This is a genomic window from Legionella maceachernii (assembly GCF_900167045.1).
GTDB classification, from domain to species: Bacteria; Pseudomonadota; Gammaproteobacteria; order Legionellales; family Legionellaceae; genus Tatlockia; species Tatlockia maceachernii.
Genome location: NZ_FUXJ01000013.1, coordinates 69,201 through 86,396 on the forward strand (window position 1 = coordinate 69,201; position 17,196 = coordinate 86,396).

Genomic DNA, 17,196 nt, shown 5'->3' on the forward strand with positions numbered 1-17,196 from the left:
ATGACAGGCATAAGCGAGGCTCCTATTTACAGATTTCACTTTATCTTAAATCACCAAGGGGTGGTTTTAAAAGGGGTAGGCGCAGTGATCTTACCCGGTGTTTTATCGGGAATAGGTGTGACTCTTGGGCTGTTAGCGGTAACGCCAAAACGTGGTAAATCTTGCAATAGGCGGTTCATAGTTGTTTGGGGTATTGGCATACCGGGTTTAATATTATTTCTGATTAAATCTTGAGCTTGTTTATTAGGTGAGCCATCCGGCAATACGAAGCTATTGGCAAAGCGATCAATTGCTGCCGGAGTTGGATTTGATTTAATTAATTGCAGCATGTGTTTACAAACTAGGGTTCCTGAAATCGCTTCTTTTTTCGCAGATGCAGTACCACCTGGGGTCGGTTTGGGTTTTGGAGTGGCTAATTGAATATCTGATCCCAATTGCTGATTAACCTGATTCAAGGCAGTAGCCATCTGGTCCATCATGGAGGCAATGGCTGCAGCTTGATTAGTAAGGTCTAAAATTTCTTGCTGCAGTAGTTCGCTATGAGCCAATGCTTTATTCACTTTCTCAGTATGTAGGGCTAATTCTAATTGTTTGTTGTTTGCAACGAGTGCTTTAAGATTGGAGATTTCTGGTTTAGTACGCTCATACTGACGTTGAGCTGCCAATTTATCTTTAGGCGATAGGGTGTTAAATAGGTTTGTAAGCTCTTCCGAATTAAGATCGGCACTTGCTGTAAGGATATAAGTTATTCCCGTTTGCTTATCCACAAACAGTCTTTGTGTCTTAGGAAGAATAAAGTCAGCCTCTTTATAGGAGTCAACTCTCTCGCCTCCAGCATTATAGAATAACTTTCTCTCTTCTAATACTGACAAAATGTCTTCCATACCCGCTGACTGGCCATTAAGACTATTAAGTTCAGGGAGTATTTCCATTGCTTCTTCGTCTTGGTTAGCGACGACCAACCTATCGATTTCTATGCGCTTAATATCAATCGTGTTATTAAGGGTTGCAATCATGCTTTTAATATCCGCGATCTTCTCTGCGGTTGTTTTTTCTTTGTTTCTTTCGACAAATTGCTCATATTGATTATCTAGCTCGCTAAGCTTTTCTTCAAAAGCGTTGTAGCGTTTCGCGATTTTTTTACCTTCAATTTCAAGGGCTGCTAATTCTTCTTCAAGTTCTTGTGCTTCTTTAATTTTCTCTTCCAGAGTATTCTCAATCACTTGTGCAGCTAATTTGTAAGCTGCATAAGTTTGTTTTATAACAGCTTGGGTATCAATAGGATTAAAGGGTTGAACCGTTTCTACTGGAGTTTGTTTTTGTGAGGAGGCTAGTCTTTCATCGATTTGCTTTTGAATGGCTGCATTCAACTCTTTTGCTCGGGCTTTTCTTTTGTACACCGCAATTAAGTGTAAGAAGGCCCTTATCCGCATTTTTTTTAAAAGAGCCTCTAACATCGCGTGCTGACGAGTTTTCTTTAATTCTGCAAGTAAAATTTGTTGTTCCTGAAGTAATGCTTTGGTTTTTAGGCCGATGGGCGATTTTAAAAAAGCGGCGACTTCGGTAGCATCCTTCAGGCCCAGTTGCCCTATTAATTGATGATGGAATTTTTCAATTTTTGAATCCAGCGAACTTTTATGACGCGCATCTTTAACGCCCTGGCTCTTACTCAAATGAGATCCTGATTGCGTAGAAAGTGTTTGTTGTGGATTTTTTGCTGTTTGATCTTTACTAAGCTTCGGTGTCGGCTGTGCAGAGAGGGTTTTTAAAAGATCTTGTTGTTGAGTCATCACTGAGTTGGAAGACATAGTTTTAGGCGATGAAGGCCCCGGAACATGTTTGGTTTGATCAGCCATGGTAAAACCCAATGAAAAGCTATAACAAATATTATAAGTATACCTCATTAAATTGTCTATACAATAATCAAAATGACTTCCCAGCACACTGACAGCGGCTGTCCACTACCAGCATTGGGAGGTCACCCCCTGAGGAATACCCTGGGGTCCTGAGGTAATTCCTTTAATGCCCAGACTATTAAAGGTGAGCGTTTGGCAAAGTGTATCCGCTAGTGCCTGCGCTTTGGTTGGAATAGCATGTAAATTAAAATAGGTGTCTGTTTGCTCAATAATTTTCAACTCATACCCATTTTGCTCTGAAGTAGGCTTACTTAGTACATCAGTAAGCCCACCCGTTGCGATAGTTGCGCCACGATAGGTATGCGCTTTTGAGTAATATTCTTCCATTCGATTGGCCAGTTGAAGTAAAGCAGTTTGTCCATCGACGCGTCTTGTTTGAGTGATGAAATAATGATAGCTCGGGTATGCAAAAACCGCCAAAATACTGATAATGATAATAACGATCATTAATTCGATGAAAGAAAATCCTTTATTTTTCATAATTGATTACTGTAAAACTATTTCTCTTTCTGATCTTGGTTGCTCAGATTGTTTAGATTCTTTTGTTGATCTTTTGAATAGAGGATCATGATTGGCCATATCGCTCATTGCCGCTTTAGTGACGGCATCGAGTTTATCCCCTGTTAGTGCTTTAAGTAAACAACTGGTGCTGTCTTTATGTTCATGAGGAAATCGTTCCACGGATTCAGGATGAGCCATCAGGTAGTCTTTATCATTGTTAACAGTATGCAAAGCAATATCTTCTTCATTAAAAGCCCAATCGTAGAGATTAAGACGAAGAATTTGTATTTCACTAAGTATACGCTGCTTAGCTATACCGGCCGTTCGTACAGTCCAGTTTGCGCCTAAGCTAATGGCTTTTGCACCTAACTGAAAAATCAAACCACAACTGTTGTCCCATAAAAAGCCCGAAGTTTTTAAAAAGATGCCGGTTGTTAACATGACCGTTTTTACAAAGGGATGGATCAAGGTTAAACTCAGGCGTATAGCTAAGAAAGTTAGGTCAATCACTGGCAATACTGCTAAATTCTTCACCAATTGCCAAGGTGGAGAGACGAATAACATGACACCATTGATAAAAATATTGAGCAACTTATTGCTCGTATAGGTGCCGAACGGGTTATAAAATCCATAAAGAGGGGATAAGCGAAAATCTGAAAAATAATTTTGGAAGAATGATTGAGGAGTAAATTCTAATAGGCTATTTCCCAAATCTTGCCAATTTCCAAGGACACTCAACGACTTACTAAGTAGGTTAGTGATGCCCCGAAAGGGAACATAGAGGAATAAACTGCTGAGTTCCAATAAAGGAATGGTTAAAATGACTAATACTAAATCAGTAAGTGCTGCAATGCTTTGTTTAAAGGTTCGAATTAATAGATTCCAACTTTTTGTTAAGCCAGAAACAAATCCATCTTCACCATAGTAATAACCTTCGATAAAAGGGCCAACAAGAAATTTAACTAGGATGAATCCACCTCGAAGTAGCCATTTCATCGTACCAAGTAGCCAATCGTCCCCAGGATGCATAATGGTGTCATTGACAGCTATACCCCCTTTAAGCCCAAAAAAGGCATAATTTAAAGGAGGAAATTTGCCGTTTTCTTCTTCCAAGGCGGGAATTGCTTTACATAAACCAAAGCCCAGTGTCACTGCTAGAGCGGTAACAATAGCTGCCTCTGCGGGGTGATCTTTCAACAGCTTAATTGCTTCAACAAAAAACTTATCAAGATCACCGCCAATGACCACGGCTTGCCAATAAGTCACTGCAGCTGAAAGCGCTTCAGAGACTGTCCCATGACTCATCCACTGACCTAGTGCTTGGGTTGGGTTTATCCCTGCAATCAAGCCTTTCAACTGTAACTTAGTCAAAATCGCAGTTAAAGTTTGTGGTGCGATGATGGCTCCTGCGCCATAGATATAAGCCGCCATGGCTAGCGTACCAATGATGGGATTTTCCTCACTGATATGAACAAAAAAAGAGCCGATATGGCGAAAAACATCCAGCGTGCGATGTAAGGGATTATCGTACATTGGAGGACTAGGAGGGTGCTTTTCGCGTACTAAGACATAATTGCTATTTTGAATTTGTGTTTCAATGAATTGCTCCAGCGTTTGCCCATCAGCAAGTAATCCTTCATTTTGTAAAATTTCTTGCAATGACATGAGATACTTTTGCAAAGATGTTCTTTGGGGTTTAATGGGAGGTTTTCTATTTTCAAATTCAAGATGATCACTATGAATGTATTGAATAAAATCCTTATAAAGATCGTGGGTAATAAATTGAGCTATGCTGCGGTAGACATAGACAAAAAAGCCAGGAAGTTTGGAAAAAAACACTTTAAGCTGTAAGCTCAGTCGTTGATGTAAATAAAGATGTTTCTCGCTTAATTCACTTATAGTGACTAAGTCATCACCACTGGGAAGTGGGTAGTGTCTTCCTTCATGTTCAAAGAAAAGAATGTCGGGTGGAGGAGGGTCCTCCGCCATTTCTTCGGCTGTATATCCATTTTGCGGGATTCCCTCAAAATAATAATAGGGCTTAATTTCTGTCACAATTAATCCATCATACCAGCCCGTTGTTTCACTCGGTTGAGTGGGTTTAAAGGGAGAAGCCAAGAAGGTCGCTAACTCGCGACTATTTGTCCAAAGATTGTGTAAAAATGACCCTAAACGCACAAAGCGATTTGCGGGGATATTGCTTAATTTGGAACCTAATCTTAAGCCGTATAATTGGCAAATAACCCGAAATGTATCTTGTAAAGCCGCTTCATCATTGCCTATGTGTAATTCACTGTCCCAAACATAAGCTGCTGGTTTATCAGTGTATCGACCTTGCTCATCGGTAAAATCAAGTTGATCAATACGACAAACTGGATAAACGCGATTAAATTGATAATCTTGAGTGGATTCAAAAGCTTTAGATAAAATATGACCCAATGCGCCTTCAGAGATCACTGGGGCGCTCGCTAGTAGACGACGATTGCCATCACTGCATTCTACAAGAATTGCAAAGACATCACGGCGCAATTTTTCTTGCCCTTCCCAATCATCAGGAGATAATGCCCTTTCTTGAGTTAACAATTCTTCAAGTCGGTTGATTGCCTTAGTGGCTAATTGGTACTTTAACACTTGTGCGTCGGTGCGTGGTTTGCTATAGCTATTTGAGCGGATACGATATCGGTGAAGTTGGCTTATTACGTCAGCCACGAGCGAAGCGCTGCGCTTTCCCGGCAAGTAACGTAATTTTTCGGCATCATGAGTAATAAGCAGTAATTGAGTGGAATTATTGTTATGATTAGCGAAAAGAAGCAAGCAATCGCCGTTCGGAAGTAAAAATTGTGTTCTGAAAGAGCCGTAGATGACAGTTCCGGCGTGTCGACTAGTGGCCGTTGCAGTCACTGTAAAACTCGAATAAAAACGGTTTGGCCTGACGGATAAAGGAATAACGGTATGTATTCGATTGTCAATAAATTTGGTAGCGACCATATTCAAATAGAAGAGGAATGGATTACTTCCACAGTATAGGTTTTTATGTTTTTAAGGCAAGCAAAATGTGTTAAATTTGATTAATCAATGCATGAGCTCACTAAAATTAGGCAGGATATAAGGTTAATGACAAGTTATTGTGGCTATATTGCCCTCATCGGGCGACCCAACGTCGGTAAATCAACGCTTTTAAATTGCATTTTACAGCAAAAATTAAGCATTACCTCGCGTAAACCGCAAACGACACGACACAGTATTTTGGGCATACAAACGATTGATGAGTATCAATACGTGTATGTCGATACGCCGGGTATTCATCAAGGTTCAAAAAAAGTCATGAATCGGCTGATGAATAAAACCGCGATCGCTGTACTGCGCGATGTGGACGTGATTGTTTTTATTGTCGAGGGAATCCATTGGAGTGATGAAGAGGATTATATCCTGCGCTTAATTAAAGAGGCTGATGTTCCTTGCATTCTAGCAGTGAATAAAGTCGATAAAATCGCTGATAAGGGCCAATTATTACCGTGGTTAGAAACGATGAGTCAGCGTCATAATTTTGCCGCTATTATTCCCTTATCGGCTAAAACAGGCTTGCAAGTGGATCACTTAGAGCAGCAACTCAAAGCATTTTTACCTGAAGGACCACATTTATTTGCCGAAGATCAATTCACGGATCGGCCTGTGCGTTTTTTGTGCGCCGAATTGTTGCGTGAAAAAATTTTTCGTCTATGCGGTCAAGAGTTACCGTATTCAACAACAGTGGACATTGAATCTTACAAAGAAGAAGGAAACTTAGTGCGTATTCACGCATTAATTTTAGTCGAGAAAGAAGGTCACAAGCGGATTATCATTGGCGATAAAGGGAAAAAATTAAAAGAAATGGCCACTAGCGCGCGTCTGGACATGGAACAATTACTTGGCAAAAAAGTCTTTTTACAGTGTTGGTGCAAAGTGAAATCAGGTTGGGCCGATGACGAGCGATTATTAAAACAATTAGGCTATGATTGAGACACTTGACGCTTGGCTTCTACATAAAAGTCCTTCTGGAGATACCAGCGCACGTATCAGCTTGTTGACTCAGGAAAAAGGGGTGCTAAATTGTTTGTACAAAGGCGGTAGGACCCCTAAAAAGCAGGCGCTCTTACAGCCGTTTATACCTTTGTGGTTAGCTGTGGATAGCAAAAAAGAGTATCATTTTGTACGCCAGATTGAAATGCAACGAGATATTCTCGTGCTTCAAGGCAACTCCCTTTTTGCTGGCCTCTATGTCAATGAACTGGTGTTTTATGCCCTGAAACCCATGGAACCCTGTCCAGAGCTTTTCGCGATTTATCAACAGACCATACAAGGCTTAGCCTCTCTTCATGACAAACTTGCAACAGAAATTTTGTTAAGGCGTTTCGAATGGGCATTACTGCTTACTTGCGGTTATGGCATCTCATTTACCCATGAAGCACATTCCGTCATGCCAATAAATGCACAGCAATTTTATCAGTTTGTTCCCGAAGAGGGATTCGTGCCAGCGGGTACAGGAATACGAGGTGAGCATATTCTGGCGTTGGCACAAGGACAATTCAATGAGGTGAGTATCTTAAAGACAGCTAAATGGATTATGCGTCAAGCGATTGATCACCTTTTAGGGGGTAGGGAATTAAAATCACGAAAGTTGTATCCCCGCAAACAACTTGGCACATAAATCGCTTGGGGATTTCACAAAGACGCGTCACACTGCACACAGACTCACCGCCTCGTGGACGTTGGGTGTTGCAGAAAGACTTTTTGATTTTTGTCCCGTAATCGCGTCATAATTTGCAACAATGGTTTAACAAATGGTGGAATGATGTCTAAAGAAATTTTACTTGGTGTTAATATTGATCATGTTGCAACAATTCGTCAGGCTCGAGGTACGCGCTACCCTGATCCAGTGCAAGCGGCGATGGATGCAGAAGAAGCCGGAGCCGATGGAATCACTCTGCACATGCGAGAAGATTTGCGTCATATTCAAGCACGTGACGTTAGACTGATTAAGGCGGTGCTGCAAACTCGTATGAACTTAGAAATGGCAGTTACTGAAGCCATGCTCGATTTCGCTGAAGAGATTAAACCTGAACATGCCTGTTTAGTACCCGAAAAGCGCGAAGAATTAACCACCGAAGGGGGCTTAGACGTAATCAGCCACTATCATGCGGTGGCCAATGCCACAAAGCGTTTAAAGCAAATGGGCAGCGAAGTGTCTTTGTTTATTGATCCTGATAAAAAGCAAATCGAGGCAGCCGTTGAGGTCGGTGCGCCTGTCATTGAAATACACACGGGTTGTTATGCAGATGCCTCCAATGCGCTTGAGCAAGAGCGGGAGTTGCAGCGAATCAAAGAAGCAGCCGAATACGCAGCAAGTCTTAATCTTATTGTGAATGCTGGACATGGTTTAAATTATCACAATGTCAAACCCATTGCGGCAATAAATGAATTTCATGAACTCAACATTGGCCATGCAATCATTGCGCGTGCTTTATTTTGTGGTTTAAAAAACGCAGTGAGGGATATGCGTCAACTTATGCTGGAAGCAAGACATTATGGCAAACACTGACTCGATTGTTATCCGTTTGACCGGTGATTCCGGGGATGGGGTGCAACTGGTAGGGGAGCAATTGACCATTACGGCTGCTCTTAGCGGGCGGGATGTGCGCACTCTACCCGATTTCCCTGCCGAAATTAGGGCTCCTGCCGGAACTGTGGCTGGTGTTTCGGGGTTTCAGTTGGCAATGGCCGAACAAGCCATTTTCACTGCGGGGGAAACATTGGATGTTTTGGTGGCATTAAATCCCGCAGCGTTAAAGACTTCTCTGGAGTATTTATGTCCAGGTGGGTTATTAATTATTAATGAAGACAGTTTCACCGACAAGGATTGGCAAAAAGCGGGATTAACGCGTGATTTTCTCGACAAAGCGGTAGAGCATTATCATTTAGTGTCACTTCCGTTAATTACTCAAACGTTACAAGCGGTTGAAGCGCTGGAAATTACCCATGCGCAGGCAAAAAAAGCAAAAAACTTTTATGTGTTAGGCTTGGTGCTTTGGCTTTTCGATTTACCTACCGAAAATTGTCTGGCATTTATCGCCAAAAAATTCAAAAATCAATCCTTAATCGCTAAAGCGAACGAATTAACGCTTTTGGCAGGATATAACTACGCGATGACGTTGGAGTTGAGCCGTCGTCAATTCATGCTCGGTCAAGTAAGTCGCGATAGCGGGGACTATAGGCAGATAACCGGCGTTGAAGCTGTTGGCCTCGCGTTAGCGACTTTAGCAGTGAGCACGAAAATCCCAGTATTCGTCTCTGGTTATCCCATTACTCCAGCCTCGGCTATTTTGCATGAATGTGTCAGATTAGCGGATTATGGCGTCCATTTATTGCAAGCTGAAGATGAGATTGCTGCCTTATGTGCTTGTATTGGTGCGGCTTACGGAGGGTGTTTAGCGCTCAGTTGTACTTCAGGACCAGGACTCGATTTAAAAAGTGAAAGTTTAGGGCTCGCTGTCATGGCAGAACTTCCTCTCGTGCTTATCGATGTTCAGCGTGCAGGCGCTTCCACGGGCTTACCTACCAAAACAGGACAAAGCGATTTGCGTCAAGCACTTTATGGTCGTCATGGCGAAGCGCCATTACCCGTATTAGCAGCCAAATCTTCATCTGATTGTTTTGATACACTTATTGAGGCTTTCTCGATAGCCACAAAATACATGACTCCTGTCATCGTTTTGCTTGATGCGTATCTGGCAAATGCGGCTGAGCCTTGGAAAATCCCCGCTCTGGAATCCATCAAAACCCCTAAAATCGATTTTAATCGTTTCCTGAAACCTTATCAACGCGATGACGTTTTAGCGCGCAGCTGGAATATTCCAGGCACGCCAGGCTTCATTCATCAAATAGGTGGTTTGGAAAAACAAGGGGACGAAGGGCGTGTGAGCTATGATGCGGAAAATCATCAAAAAATGGTTAATTTACGCGCCGCAAAAATCGCAGGAATTTCTCGTGAATACCCTGATTTAGTCATTGAAGGGGATGCGAGCGCAAACATTTTATTAGTAGGCTGGGGGTCTACTTATGGTAGCTTAAAATCCGCTATTAATGAATGTCATATTGAAGGTTTACCCCTTGCTTTACTTCATCTACGTCATTTAAACCCTTTGCCTGATGGATTGGATAAGGTCTTTGCTAGGTTTGATAAAATTTTGGTTGCTGAATTGAATTCTGGCCAACTATGTCAACTATTGCGCGCTGAATATTTGGTTGATGCTAAGTCAATCAGTCAATGCAATGGGCAGACATTTACTGTAAGTCAACTGGTTAAAGCCGTAAAAATGGAAATTAACTATGAACAATCACAGCTATAAGCGCGAAGATTTCACAAATGCAACGGAGGTCAGATGGTGCCCGGGATGTGGGGATTATGCTATTTTAGCGGCCTTGCAACGTTTATTACCTGAATTAGGGCTACCACCCGAAAAGCATGTTTTTGTATCGGGAATTGGTTGTGCAGGTCGATTGCCTTATTACATGAATACTTATGGTTTCCATACGATTCACGGTAGAGCCCCAGCAGTAGCTACTGGGCTGAAAGCCATGCGAGACGATCTTACGGTCTGGTTAATCACCGGCGATGGTGATGCGTTAAGTATCGGCGGCAATCACCTTATTCACTGCTTAAGACGTAATGTGAACGTCAAGATTTTACTTTTCAACAACCAAGTGTACGGTTTAACAAAAGGACAATTTTCCCCGACATCTCAAAAAGGGCAAGTCACCAAAACCTCTCCTCAGGGAGTAACGAATGAGCCTATCAATCCTTTAATGATTGCGTTGGCCTCCGGTGCAAGTTTCGTGGCTCGCGCTGTGGATAAAGATCCTGTGCATTTAGGATTAATGCTTAAGAAAGCATACGAACATCAGGGGTGCTCTTTTGTGGAAATTTACCAGGATTGTAACATCTTTAATCATGGTGCTTTTGATGCTTTTGCTGTAAAAACCAACCGTGCAGCTAAGACAATTGTGCTAGAAGAAGGAGAGCCTTTGGTGTTTGGCGCCGGAAAAGAATGGGCGCTGAGTTTGCAAGAGGAATCATTAGAGCAAGTGCCCAATAATGAGAATATCAATTACCGACATGATTCGACTAATTTTATTGCTGCAATGCGCTTAGCTCGCCTCAGTTTTCCGCAATTCCCTGTTCCCTTAGGAATTTATTTCCAAAAACCGCGTGAAGTGTTTACTTTAAATAAACCCGCTAACAAAACAGTTGAAGATCTCCCCGCGCTATTTCGCACTAGGGCAAGTTGGCAGCAAAGTGAAAAACCGTAGGTCTAAAAATACATCCAGGCCTCGATCGTAACTTCTCTAAAAAATCCAGTCCAGCTCAGCAGTCTGACGAACCGCGGCTTGTCCGCGGATTCGCGAGCTCTGTGCTAAAGCACTCGATCTTGTGGTCAAGCCGTGGGAGCGGGTGTAAGCAAAAAGGTGATCAATACAGAATCTTGATTATGAGCCAGGACTCTCTCTTTGCTTTATTTAGTGGCGGCTCTCGAATTTTGAAGATCGAGGAAAGTAGTTAATCCACTTGCTGCTATTTTTTCCCCAAGCTGAATCATGGAATAGCAATTGTACTTTGTTTTAATTGACTCAACGTAGCGCTCTATGGTTTTACGCGAAACCTTATTAATTTCTGCAATAAGGGCAGCAGACTTCCCTAAGCGAAGCCATTGCAGGCACTCACGTTCTTTAGAATTTAGGTAATAACGGGATCCATGTTTAAAATGTAATCTGGTTTTAGCTTCTGTTTCTAAATCCATCTCTCGAGGATCATCATGAACAAGGTTAATTTTTTTCTGTTGCTTTGCGGTTCGATCGATATTAACCGGAAGTTGATACACTGCAGCGAGCTCCGGAATAGTTTTCATGCAATCATTAAAGTAATAAATAAACGCATGCAGAGAGTCCAGCTTTTCAAGGTAACGCTGATTAATTCGAGAATCAGTTAATTGTCCGCTAAAGTGGTAACAATGGGTCATATCGGCATCATGTTTAGTAATAGTTAAAGTATGACCTTGATTAAAAGCGGCGGCCATTTGATAAAGTTCTTGATTGTTTTTAGTCATTTCCAGGTAATCCCAGAAGTCATAATGGAATTGTTTTTGAGTACTTTCAGAATGGCAATGGACATCATTACGAGCATGATTACGGCGAAGGTATTCTGCAGCGTAATCGGGTTTAGAACCCAGACAGAATGCATTACCCTCTATGTCTACTGCGGTATAGCCAAAAAAATGGACGCCCAGCGTTTTCAAAGGTGTGCAAACCTCTTTAAGGACGTGATGACTCGCCAAACTTGGGTTTTCAGAGACTTTATGCCGTTTTTTCATAGTACCTCAACAAACGATTGTATTCTAAATGTCGATATAATAACATACAAAAAGTACAAAATAAATACAGATAGGGTTTAAATAAACACCTTTATAGTCATTTTTTTATCATAATGTCCGAATTACGACATGGTTTGGCTAGTTATAGATCACTAAGATCCCCTCTGACTTTTAGCAAAGAAGAGGGGATAAACGATGAAAAGCAAGTATCTGAAATCAGACGGAAATGATTTTTCCAGCATCAAAATCAATTTTTTTAAAAAAGATACTAATTTCAAAGAGAACTTAGAGCGGTACAGAAAGAAATTACTCACTGATGCTCAGGCAATAATCGACAGAGGGGTAGCAAAAATTAGAATGGCTGAGCAAGCGAAAGCGGCGGATGAAGTATTCAATAAACGACCATGGCCTAATAGTCGCGGTAAAGCTAAAATTGCTACATTACATGCACTGAATACCGAAGAAAGCTTAGGAGATGAAGCGAAAACCAATCAACTTGATATTCTTTCTGAATTACCGCCAAAACCTGTCATTGTGGATTTAGGCATGGGCAAAGGTCAATTTTTAATTGATTTGGCTGCAGAACTTAAAAAAGAGTGCGACTTAGTGGGAATTAGTGCCTCGCCCAATGAAATCAGTCATCGTGCTTGCCATTATGCCAATATTAGTATTGTTAAAGGAAAACTACCTCATGATGAGGCGGTTATTGAGTTTTTGAAGGAAAAACAAGGTGCCGTGGATAAAGTTTTTGATACTTTCGGACCGGCAACTTATGCAAGTAATCCTTTGCATAGCCTAATGTATGCAGCCATTTTACTTAAGCCAGGCGGTAAATTTTCGGCAATGAGCTCGACAGAAAATAACACATTATTGACTGTTTTCGGTGATGAAGAGGTGCGTAAAAAAATAGCGGTTTTTTTCAAATCGCATTTGCATATCGATATTAACTTCGAATTTAGCGCCATTCGATCGGAATTATCGCCTGGGAAGATTAATACCGATCTGCTGGTGACGTTTACCAAAGGAAATAAAAAGCTCAGCGCATCAGATTACTTATCACTGTGTCGAGCAGCGGATCGTGAAGTAGGGATACCTCAGGTGATAAAACCCAGCTGGTATAATTATAATGCTTCTTCTTATGGCATGTTTTCGATTAGCATGCGTACTTATAAGCAATTTGAGAAACTTGGGAAAGAGGCGGACAGCTCCGTTTCCAATGACAGGGCGAAAGTTTTTTAATCCACAGTTTTTCGGTTATGGTTTTGTCTGCACTCAAGGAGTCTCTGGCTTCAAAATTCAAGAGTGAAGTGCAATGTCATGAGCTAATAAGCGCCTATGCGCACGAAAATAAGTAAGTGGAGATTGCTCAAGCAAGTCTGCAAGTTTTTCCATGTAGACACAAGCAAAACGATCCACTTGATGGGCAAAGTAGCTTTCTTCCGCACCCGCACGAAAAATGCGGCCCCATTTGGGATTATAGAAAGTCTGCTCTTCTTGTAAGAGTTTGGATATTTCCATGTCAATGTCAGTGATTTGCTTCTGTAATTCACTGACTTCATGGGCATGCGTTTGCGAATGTTCTTCAATGTCTTGCGTATGAAGGGCAATGTACATTTCCTCCAGATGCTTTTTAATCTCCATTGCGGCAACAATCTTCTTCTCCACAGGTTGGGCATTTTTTTGCGAACAGATTTCTTGCCCAAGTTCCTCAACAACCAATGCAGTGCGCCAATTACAATCTTTTTTCAATCTGACAATATCCCCGTAAATATGGTCACCAATGTATAAAATTTCATCGCCATTGACACCTAAATCCTCAGCAAATTTGCGCGCACACCCTCCTTGGTATACGCCTGGATAAATTTTACCCTGAGTATTGGTCATTGTGCCATTTTCGGGATTAATGGATAAAAATCGAAGATTATCGTAAAAAAACCGGGGTTTATTCGCTAAAGTGATAACGTATTCAAACAGGTCTCTCCAGGTTTTACCTTCTTCTAAAAAGGGATCAATAGCATGGTCTAAAAGGGCTTTAGTGTAAAAAAATTCAGAATTAGTGAGAATAAAAATTTTCTTACCTAATCTAATGTAGCGCTGTAATCCCTGAACAACCTCTTTTTCTTTTAAAACATAGTCCCCTAAATTTTGACTTATGCAACCTTTTAAGCTGCCGTCAGAATGAATTTTATCAACGGTATTTAAGACATCTAACGCAATGGATGCATAGGGAGGTAACTCGTTAGGATACTCGTCTTTAAGATCAACCAGCTGGCTATAAAGGACACAAAAAGCGATGGAAAAAGCAGTATCAATAGCGAAATAATTCGGATCATTTAAATCAACATAAGTACTACGATAGATTCTTTTTTGCTCTGCAAAGTTAATTAATCGCGTTCCGTGATAACTGTGGCGAATGGCGCCATAGCGGCTCAGTTTTAAAATATTTCCATTCTTGCTATCGATAATCAGTCCACGAATAGCCTCATCAAAATTAAATTCAAATTTTTTAATTTCTTGTGGATAATTTTTTTTCGCGATGAGTTGCTCAACGACAAGTTTGTAGACTAAAGCTTCAAAATTTTTAGAATTGTAGCGAATAAGGGTGTGATCCATATCTAAACCGATAAATTTAATTTTTTTCATGTTTAGTATGCGATTAACAAAAACTTTTTGATTCATTCTTTTTCCTCAATGCATAACACTGTCTTCCCGCTTTCGGGGAATGACAAATCCCTTAATGTGCTTAAAGTCACTCTACAAACTACACAAGAACTTAGGTAAGATGTTCGGCACTCCATCAACTATTATCGCTTCTTGCAAAGGTATCATGATGCAGTTGATTCAAAGCTTCCAAAATTCCCGTTATTGTTTTAGAACTAGCTTAAGATTTCTAAAAAAAAACGTTGATCTTATTATTTTACCAGTACTCAGTATAATTGCTCTAGTTATTCTGCTGTTCTCTTACATAAAAGTGTCAATTTACTATCAGATCACTCAGTTTATCTTTATTGTTGGCTTAGTCATAATTTATTTTTTATTAGCTTTTGTCGCTGTTTTTTTTAATGCCGCGTTTATTACCTGTGTCCTTAGTCGCTTACAGGAAAGAAAGCTCTCTGTTTTTACAGGATTATTGAGAGCATTCAAAAACAGCCGGGCGTTGCTTCAATGGACACTGATCAGCGCGACATTGAGTGTGTTGTTGAGTGCTTTGGAGCGGCTGAGTGATGCGATTGGGAAGTTGATTGCAATGCTTTTTGGTTTTTCTTGGACAACCACCAGCTGTTTTTTACTGCCGACTATGCTTGATGGGAATGTTAAATTTTTTACTGCTTTTAAGCGGGCTACGCAACTGGCTGGGAAGGGGTGGCGCAACATCGGTTCACTTAATTTAATGGTTTTTTTGGTACTTGCTGCTTTAGGTGGGCTAGCTTATCTCTTTGCCTCATTCTTTCTGCATTCCCAATATACCCTTCACTTAACGATTAATGCCCCTCTTACTTTATTTCTACTCATTTGTTGGTTTGTAAGTATTAAAACATTTAATGCAATTTACAACAGCGTGCTTTATTTAACGCTTAATGGACAGAGGCAGCATTACTTTGATGCCTTGTTATTAGAGAATATGATGATTAATAAAAAGAAGGTGGAGTTTCACCCACCGACAAGGGGTGGGTGAGAAGAGACTCTTATTAATAACAAGGATGCTCCAATTCACGCTCCACCTTGTCCTGAAAATTTTCTTCCATAAACTCTTTTAATGAATCAATTAAGGTAACGGTTGTTGTTTTTACAAATAGGCCAAAAAACCAGGTAAAAAGATTTTGTCCGGTATTAAGGTAATCATAAATGGATTTTGCTTCCCGTGTGCTCTTATTCTTCGTGTTATAAAATGTTTTCATCACGTTATCGATGCCTTCCAGTGTTTTTTGTTGTTCAAAAGCATTAATAAGCAGATCCAAAGCTTTATATTTCATAGTTAATGCGAAGTCGATCCCGAAAAAAGTATGATCACGTTTATCGTTTTTTAGAACAGTATCCCGGTATTTTTTTAAGGCAGTAAACTCATCACTGTTTAAAAAAACCTGAACGGCTGGTGTTGGCCTATACTCTTCCTCAATTTGACCAATCGAACTGTCAACTCCTGAAAGAAAAAGTGTTTTCAGCTGTTCAAATTGTTGCGTAATGAGTGTTTCTTTCGTTTCATCAACAGGCTTAGGAAAATTAAGGACTGCATTTGGCAGCAATACTCTTGCTTCTGAGTCTAATGTAAATAAATGCTGACTAAGGAATCCTAATTCTGTTGTTGAGGCTTGCTCTTGTGACTTTAAAAATTGGGCAGCAAGATGAATGGCTTGAGCGTAGCACTCCAAATTCTTTTGGCTTGGTTCTTTCCTCAGGTTCGATTGACACGTAACCACCCACTCTGCATTTTCTATCCAATTTTTTTTAAAAAATTTTGCGGGTACTCCTTGCCGGCCACATTGGCTCTCCACGCTTCGACTGAATTCAAGAATGCTTTCAAGAGAAAAAGACATAAATACCTCTCATTTTTTAAATTGGAGGCATAATAACAAATTGAGTTGTTGCTGTCGAAAATTAGCACTAATTGAAGATAAAAAAATCCCGGCAACTTCACCGGGATTTAGGTTGAGGAGAGGTTTAATCACGGCCTGAAAAGGCACTGAGCAAATTAAGCAGACTGACGAAGAGATTATAAATAGAAACAAATAATGCTACTGTCGCTGAAATGTAATTAGTTTCTCCACCGTGAATGATTTCACTGGTTTGGAACAGAATGAGTCCAGATGAAATCAGGACAAAAGCGCCAGAAATAGCAAGCTGCAACGCAGGCATGTGGAAGAAAATACCGGCAATCATCGCGAGCATTGCAACCATAACACCCACGAAGAGGAATCCACCTAAGTAGCTGAAATCCTTACGTGTTGTTAAAGCATAACCAGAAAGACCGAAGAAAATGATACCAGTGCCCCCAAAAGCAGCACCGATAAGCTGTGGTCCATTGGAGAAATTGGCTACATAAAGATTAAGGATAGGACCCAGCGTGTAGCCTAGAAAGCCAGTAAAGGCGAAAACGCTCAAAAGACCAAGTGGACTATTTCTTAGCGCCTGAGTCAAAAACATCAAACCGTAGACACCCACAATCATAATCAATGGATTTAGAGGTCTAACTGCTAAGGCAAAGGAAGCGTAAGCAGCGAGAGCGCTGAATATAAAAGTCATACTAAGGAGTAAATAGGTATTTCTGAGTACCTTATTGGTGGCAAGCACCGACTCACTTCGTTGGTTTAAGAGGGTGACGTCATTTCTGTTCATGCGATAACTCCAGATTGGTTATGTTCAGTTTAGCATATCTG

Annotated in this window: 14 protein-coding genes; 7 read left to right on the forward strand and 7 right to left on the reverse strand. The window is 40.8% G+C overall.

Annotation, left to right across the window (positions count from 1 at the left end):
• Positions 1 to 50 precede the first annotated feature (50 nt).
• The 3 genes from B5D33_RS11690 to B5D33_RS11700 all read right to left on the reverse strand — a co-directional run bounded on the left by B5D33_RS11690 (position 51) and on the right by B5D33_RS11700 (position 5,405).
• Positions 51 to 1,856: a hypothetical protein gene (locus tag B5D33_RS11690; protein WP_058453153.1), complete on the reverse strand. Its 1,806-nt coding sequence runs from the start codon at positions 1,854 to 1,856 to the stop codon at positions 51 to 53.
• A gap of 105 nt (positions 1,857 to 1,961) precedes the next feature.
• Complete coding sequence (locus B5D33_RS11695) at positions 1,962 to 2,396, reverse strand: type IV pilin protein (protein WP_058453154.1); 435 nt, start codon at positions 2,394 to 2,396, stop codon at positions 1,962 to 1,964.
• Positions 2,397 to 2,402: 6 nt separating this feature from the next.
• A complete protein-coding gene (locus B5D33_RS11700; RefSeq protein WP_058453155.1) occupies positions 2,403 to 5,405 on the reverse strand; it encodes a hypothetical protein in 3,003 nt (1,000 codons plus the stop codon).
• 126 nt (positions 5,406 to 5,531) lie between these two features.
• On the opposite strand from B5D33_RS11700, the gene era reads away from it, so the two are divergent.
• The 5 genes from era (at position 5,532) to B5D33_RS11725 (ending at position 10,763) form a co-directional block, all read left to right on the forward strand.
• Complete coding sequence (gene era / locus B5D33_RS11705; RefSeq protein WP_058453156.1) at positions 5,532 to 6,416, forward strand: GTPase Era; 885 nt, start codon at positions 5,532 to 5,534, stop codon at positions 6,414 to 6,416.
• Positions 6,409 to 7,104, forward strand: a complete 696-nt coding sequence (recO, locus tag B5D33_RS11710) for a DNA repair protein RecO (RefSeq protein WP_058453157.1) — start codon at positions 6,409 to 6,411, stop codon at positions 7,102 to 7,104. Before era ends, recO begins: the two co-directional genes overlap by 8 nt.
• A 144-nt stretch (positions 7,105 to 7,248) precedes the next feature.
• The gene (gene pdxJ, locus B5D33_RS11715; protein ID WP_058453158.1) at positions 7,249 to 7,995 is read left to right on the forward strand and encodes a pyridoxine 5'-phosphate synthase; all 747 of its coding nucleotides are present in this window, start codon (positions 7,249 to 7,251) and stop codon (positions 7,993 to 7,995) included.
• On the forward strand, positions 7,982 to 9,802 hold the full coding sequence (locus tag B5D33_RS11720) for a 2-oxoacid:acceptor oxidoreductase subunit alpha (protein WP_058453159.1): 1,821 nt from the start codon (positions 7,982 to 7,984) through the stop codon (positions 9,800 to 9,802). Before pdxJ ends, B5D33_RS11720 begins: the two co-directional genes overlap by 14 nt.
• On the forward strand, positions 9,783 to 10,763 hold the full coding sequence (locus tag B5D33_RS11725; protein WP_058453160.1) for a 2-oxoacid:ferredoxin oxidoreductase subunit beta: 981 nt from the start codon (positions 9,783 to 9,785) through the stop codon (positions 10,761 to 10,763). Before B5D33_RS11720 ends, B5D33_RS11725 begins: the two co-directional genes overlap by 20 nt.
• A 203-nt stretch (positions 10,764 to 10,966) precedes the next feature.
• On the opposite strand, the gene B5D33_RS11730 is transcribed toward B5D33_RS11725, so the two are convergent.
• Positions 10,967 to 11,821, reverse strand: a complete 855-nt coding sequence (locus tag B5D33_RS11730; RefSeq protein WP_058453161.1) for a helix-turn-helix transcriptional regulator — start codon at positions 11,819 to 11,821, stop codon at positions 10,967 to 10,969.
• A gap of 195 nt (positions 11,822 to 12,016) precedes the next feature.
• Between B5D33_RS11730 and B5D33_RS11735 the strand changes: the two genes are divergently transcribed.
• Positions 12,017 to 13,060: a methyltransferase domain-containing protein gene (locus tag B5D33_RS11735; RefSeq protein ID WP_058453162.1), complete on the forward strand. Its 1,044-nt coding sequence runs from the start codon at positions 12,017 to 12,019 to the stop codon at positions 13,058 to 13,060.
• 57 nt (positions 13,061 to 13,117) lie between these two features.
• Here B5D33_RS11735 and B5D33_RS11740 read toward each other — a convergent pair whose 3' ends face one another.
• Positions 13,118 to 14,500 (reverse strand): HAD-IG family 5'-nucleotidase, encoded by a 1,383-nt coding sequence (locus B5D33_RS11740; protein WP_058453163.1) that lies wholly within the window; start codon positions 14,498 to 14,500, stop codon positions 13,118 to 13,120.
• Between the two features lie 148 nt (positions 14,501 to 14,648).
• On the opposite strand from B5D33_RS11740, the gene B5D33_RS11745 reads away from it, so the two are divergent.
• Positions 14,649 to 15,497 carry a DUF6159 family protein gene (locus B5D33_RS11745; protein WP_133140999.1) on the forward strand — a complete coding sequence of 283 codons (849 nt, stop codon included), beginning with the start codon at positions 14,649 to 14,651 and terminating at the stop codon, positions 15,495 to 15,497.
• A 13-nt stretch (positions 15,498 to 15,510) separates the two neighbouring features.
• Here the strand turns inward: B5D33_RS11745 and B5D33_RS11750 are convergent, their stop codons facing one another.
• Both B5D33_RS11750 and B5D33_RS11755 read right to left on the reverse strand, forming a co-directional pair.
• On the reverse strand, positions 15,511 to 16,356 hold the full coding sequence (locus B5D33_RS11750; protein WP_058453165.1) for a hypothetical protein: 846 nt from the start codon (positions 16,354 to 16,356) through the stop codon (positions 15,511 to 15,513).
• Between the two features lie 124 nt (positions 16,357 to 16,480).
• Positions 16,481 to 17,155, reverse strand: coding sequence for a Bax inhibitor-1/YccA family protein (locus tag B5D33_RS11755; protein ID WP_058453166.1), 675 nt, complete (start codon positions 17,153 to 17,155; stop codon positions 16,481 to 16,483).
• Positions 17,156 to 17,196 lie beyond the last annotated feature (41 nt).

Bases quoted from the DNA above. Each gene is read 5' to 3' on its own strand.
- B5D33_RS11700 (WP_058453155.1), bottom strand. From the start codon at position 5,405: ATGGTCGCTACCAAATTTATTGACAATCGAATACATACCGTTATTCCT.
- B5D33_RS11745 (WP_133140999.1), top strand. From the start codon at position 14,649: ATGATGCAGTTGATTCAAAGCTTCCAAAATTCCCGTTATTGTTTTAGA.
- pdxJ (WP_058453158.1), top strand. From the start codon at position 7,249: ATGTCTAAAGAAATTTTACTTGGTGTTAATATTGATCATGTTGCAACA.
- B5D33_RS11750 (WP_058453165.1), bottom strand. From the start codon at position 16,356: ATGTCTTTTTCTCTTGAAAGCATTCTTGAATTCAGTCGAAGCGTGGAG.
- B5D33_RS11740 (WP_058453163.1), bottom strand. From the start codon at position 14,500: ATGAATCAAAAAGTTTTTGTTAATCGCATACTAAACATGAAAAAAATT.
- recO (WP_058453157.1), top strand. From the start codon at position 6,409: ATGATTGAGACACTTGACGCTTGGCTTCTACATAAAAGTCCTTCTGGA.
- B5D33_RS11690 (WP_058453153.1), bottom strand. From the start codon at position 1,856: ATGGCTGATCAAACCAAACATGTTCCGGGGCCTTCATCGCCTAAAACT.
- B5D33_RS11695 (WP_058453154.1), bottom strand. From the start codon at position 2,396: ATGAAAAATAAAGGATTTTCTTTCATCGAATTAATGATCGTTATTATC.
- B5D33_RS11730 (WP_058453161.1), bottom strand. From the start codon at position 11,821: ATGAAAAAACGGCATAAAGTCTCTGAAAACCCAAGTTTGGCGAGTCAT.
- B5D33_RS11755 (WP_058453166.1), bottom strand. From the start codon at position 17,155: ATGAACAGAAATGACGTCACCCTCTTAAACCAACGAAGTGAGTCGGTG.
- era (WP_058453156.1), top strand. From the start codon at position 5,532: ATGACAAGTTATTGTGGCTATATTGCCCTCATCGGGCGACCCAACGTC.
- B5D33_RS11720 (WP_058453159.1), top strand. From the start codon at position 7,982: ATGGCAAACACTGACTCGATTGTTATCCGTTTGACCGGTGATTCCGGG.
- B5D33_RS11735 (WP_058453162.1), top strand. From the start codon at position 12,017: ATGAAAAGCAAGTATCTGAAATCAGACGGAAATGATTTTTCCAGCATC.
- B5D33_RS11725 (WP_058453160.1), top strand. From the start codon at position 9,783: ATGAACAATCACAGCTATAAGCGCGAAGATTTCACAAATGCAACGGAG.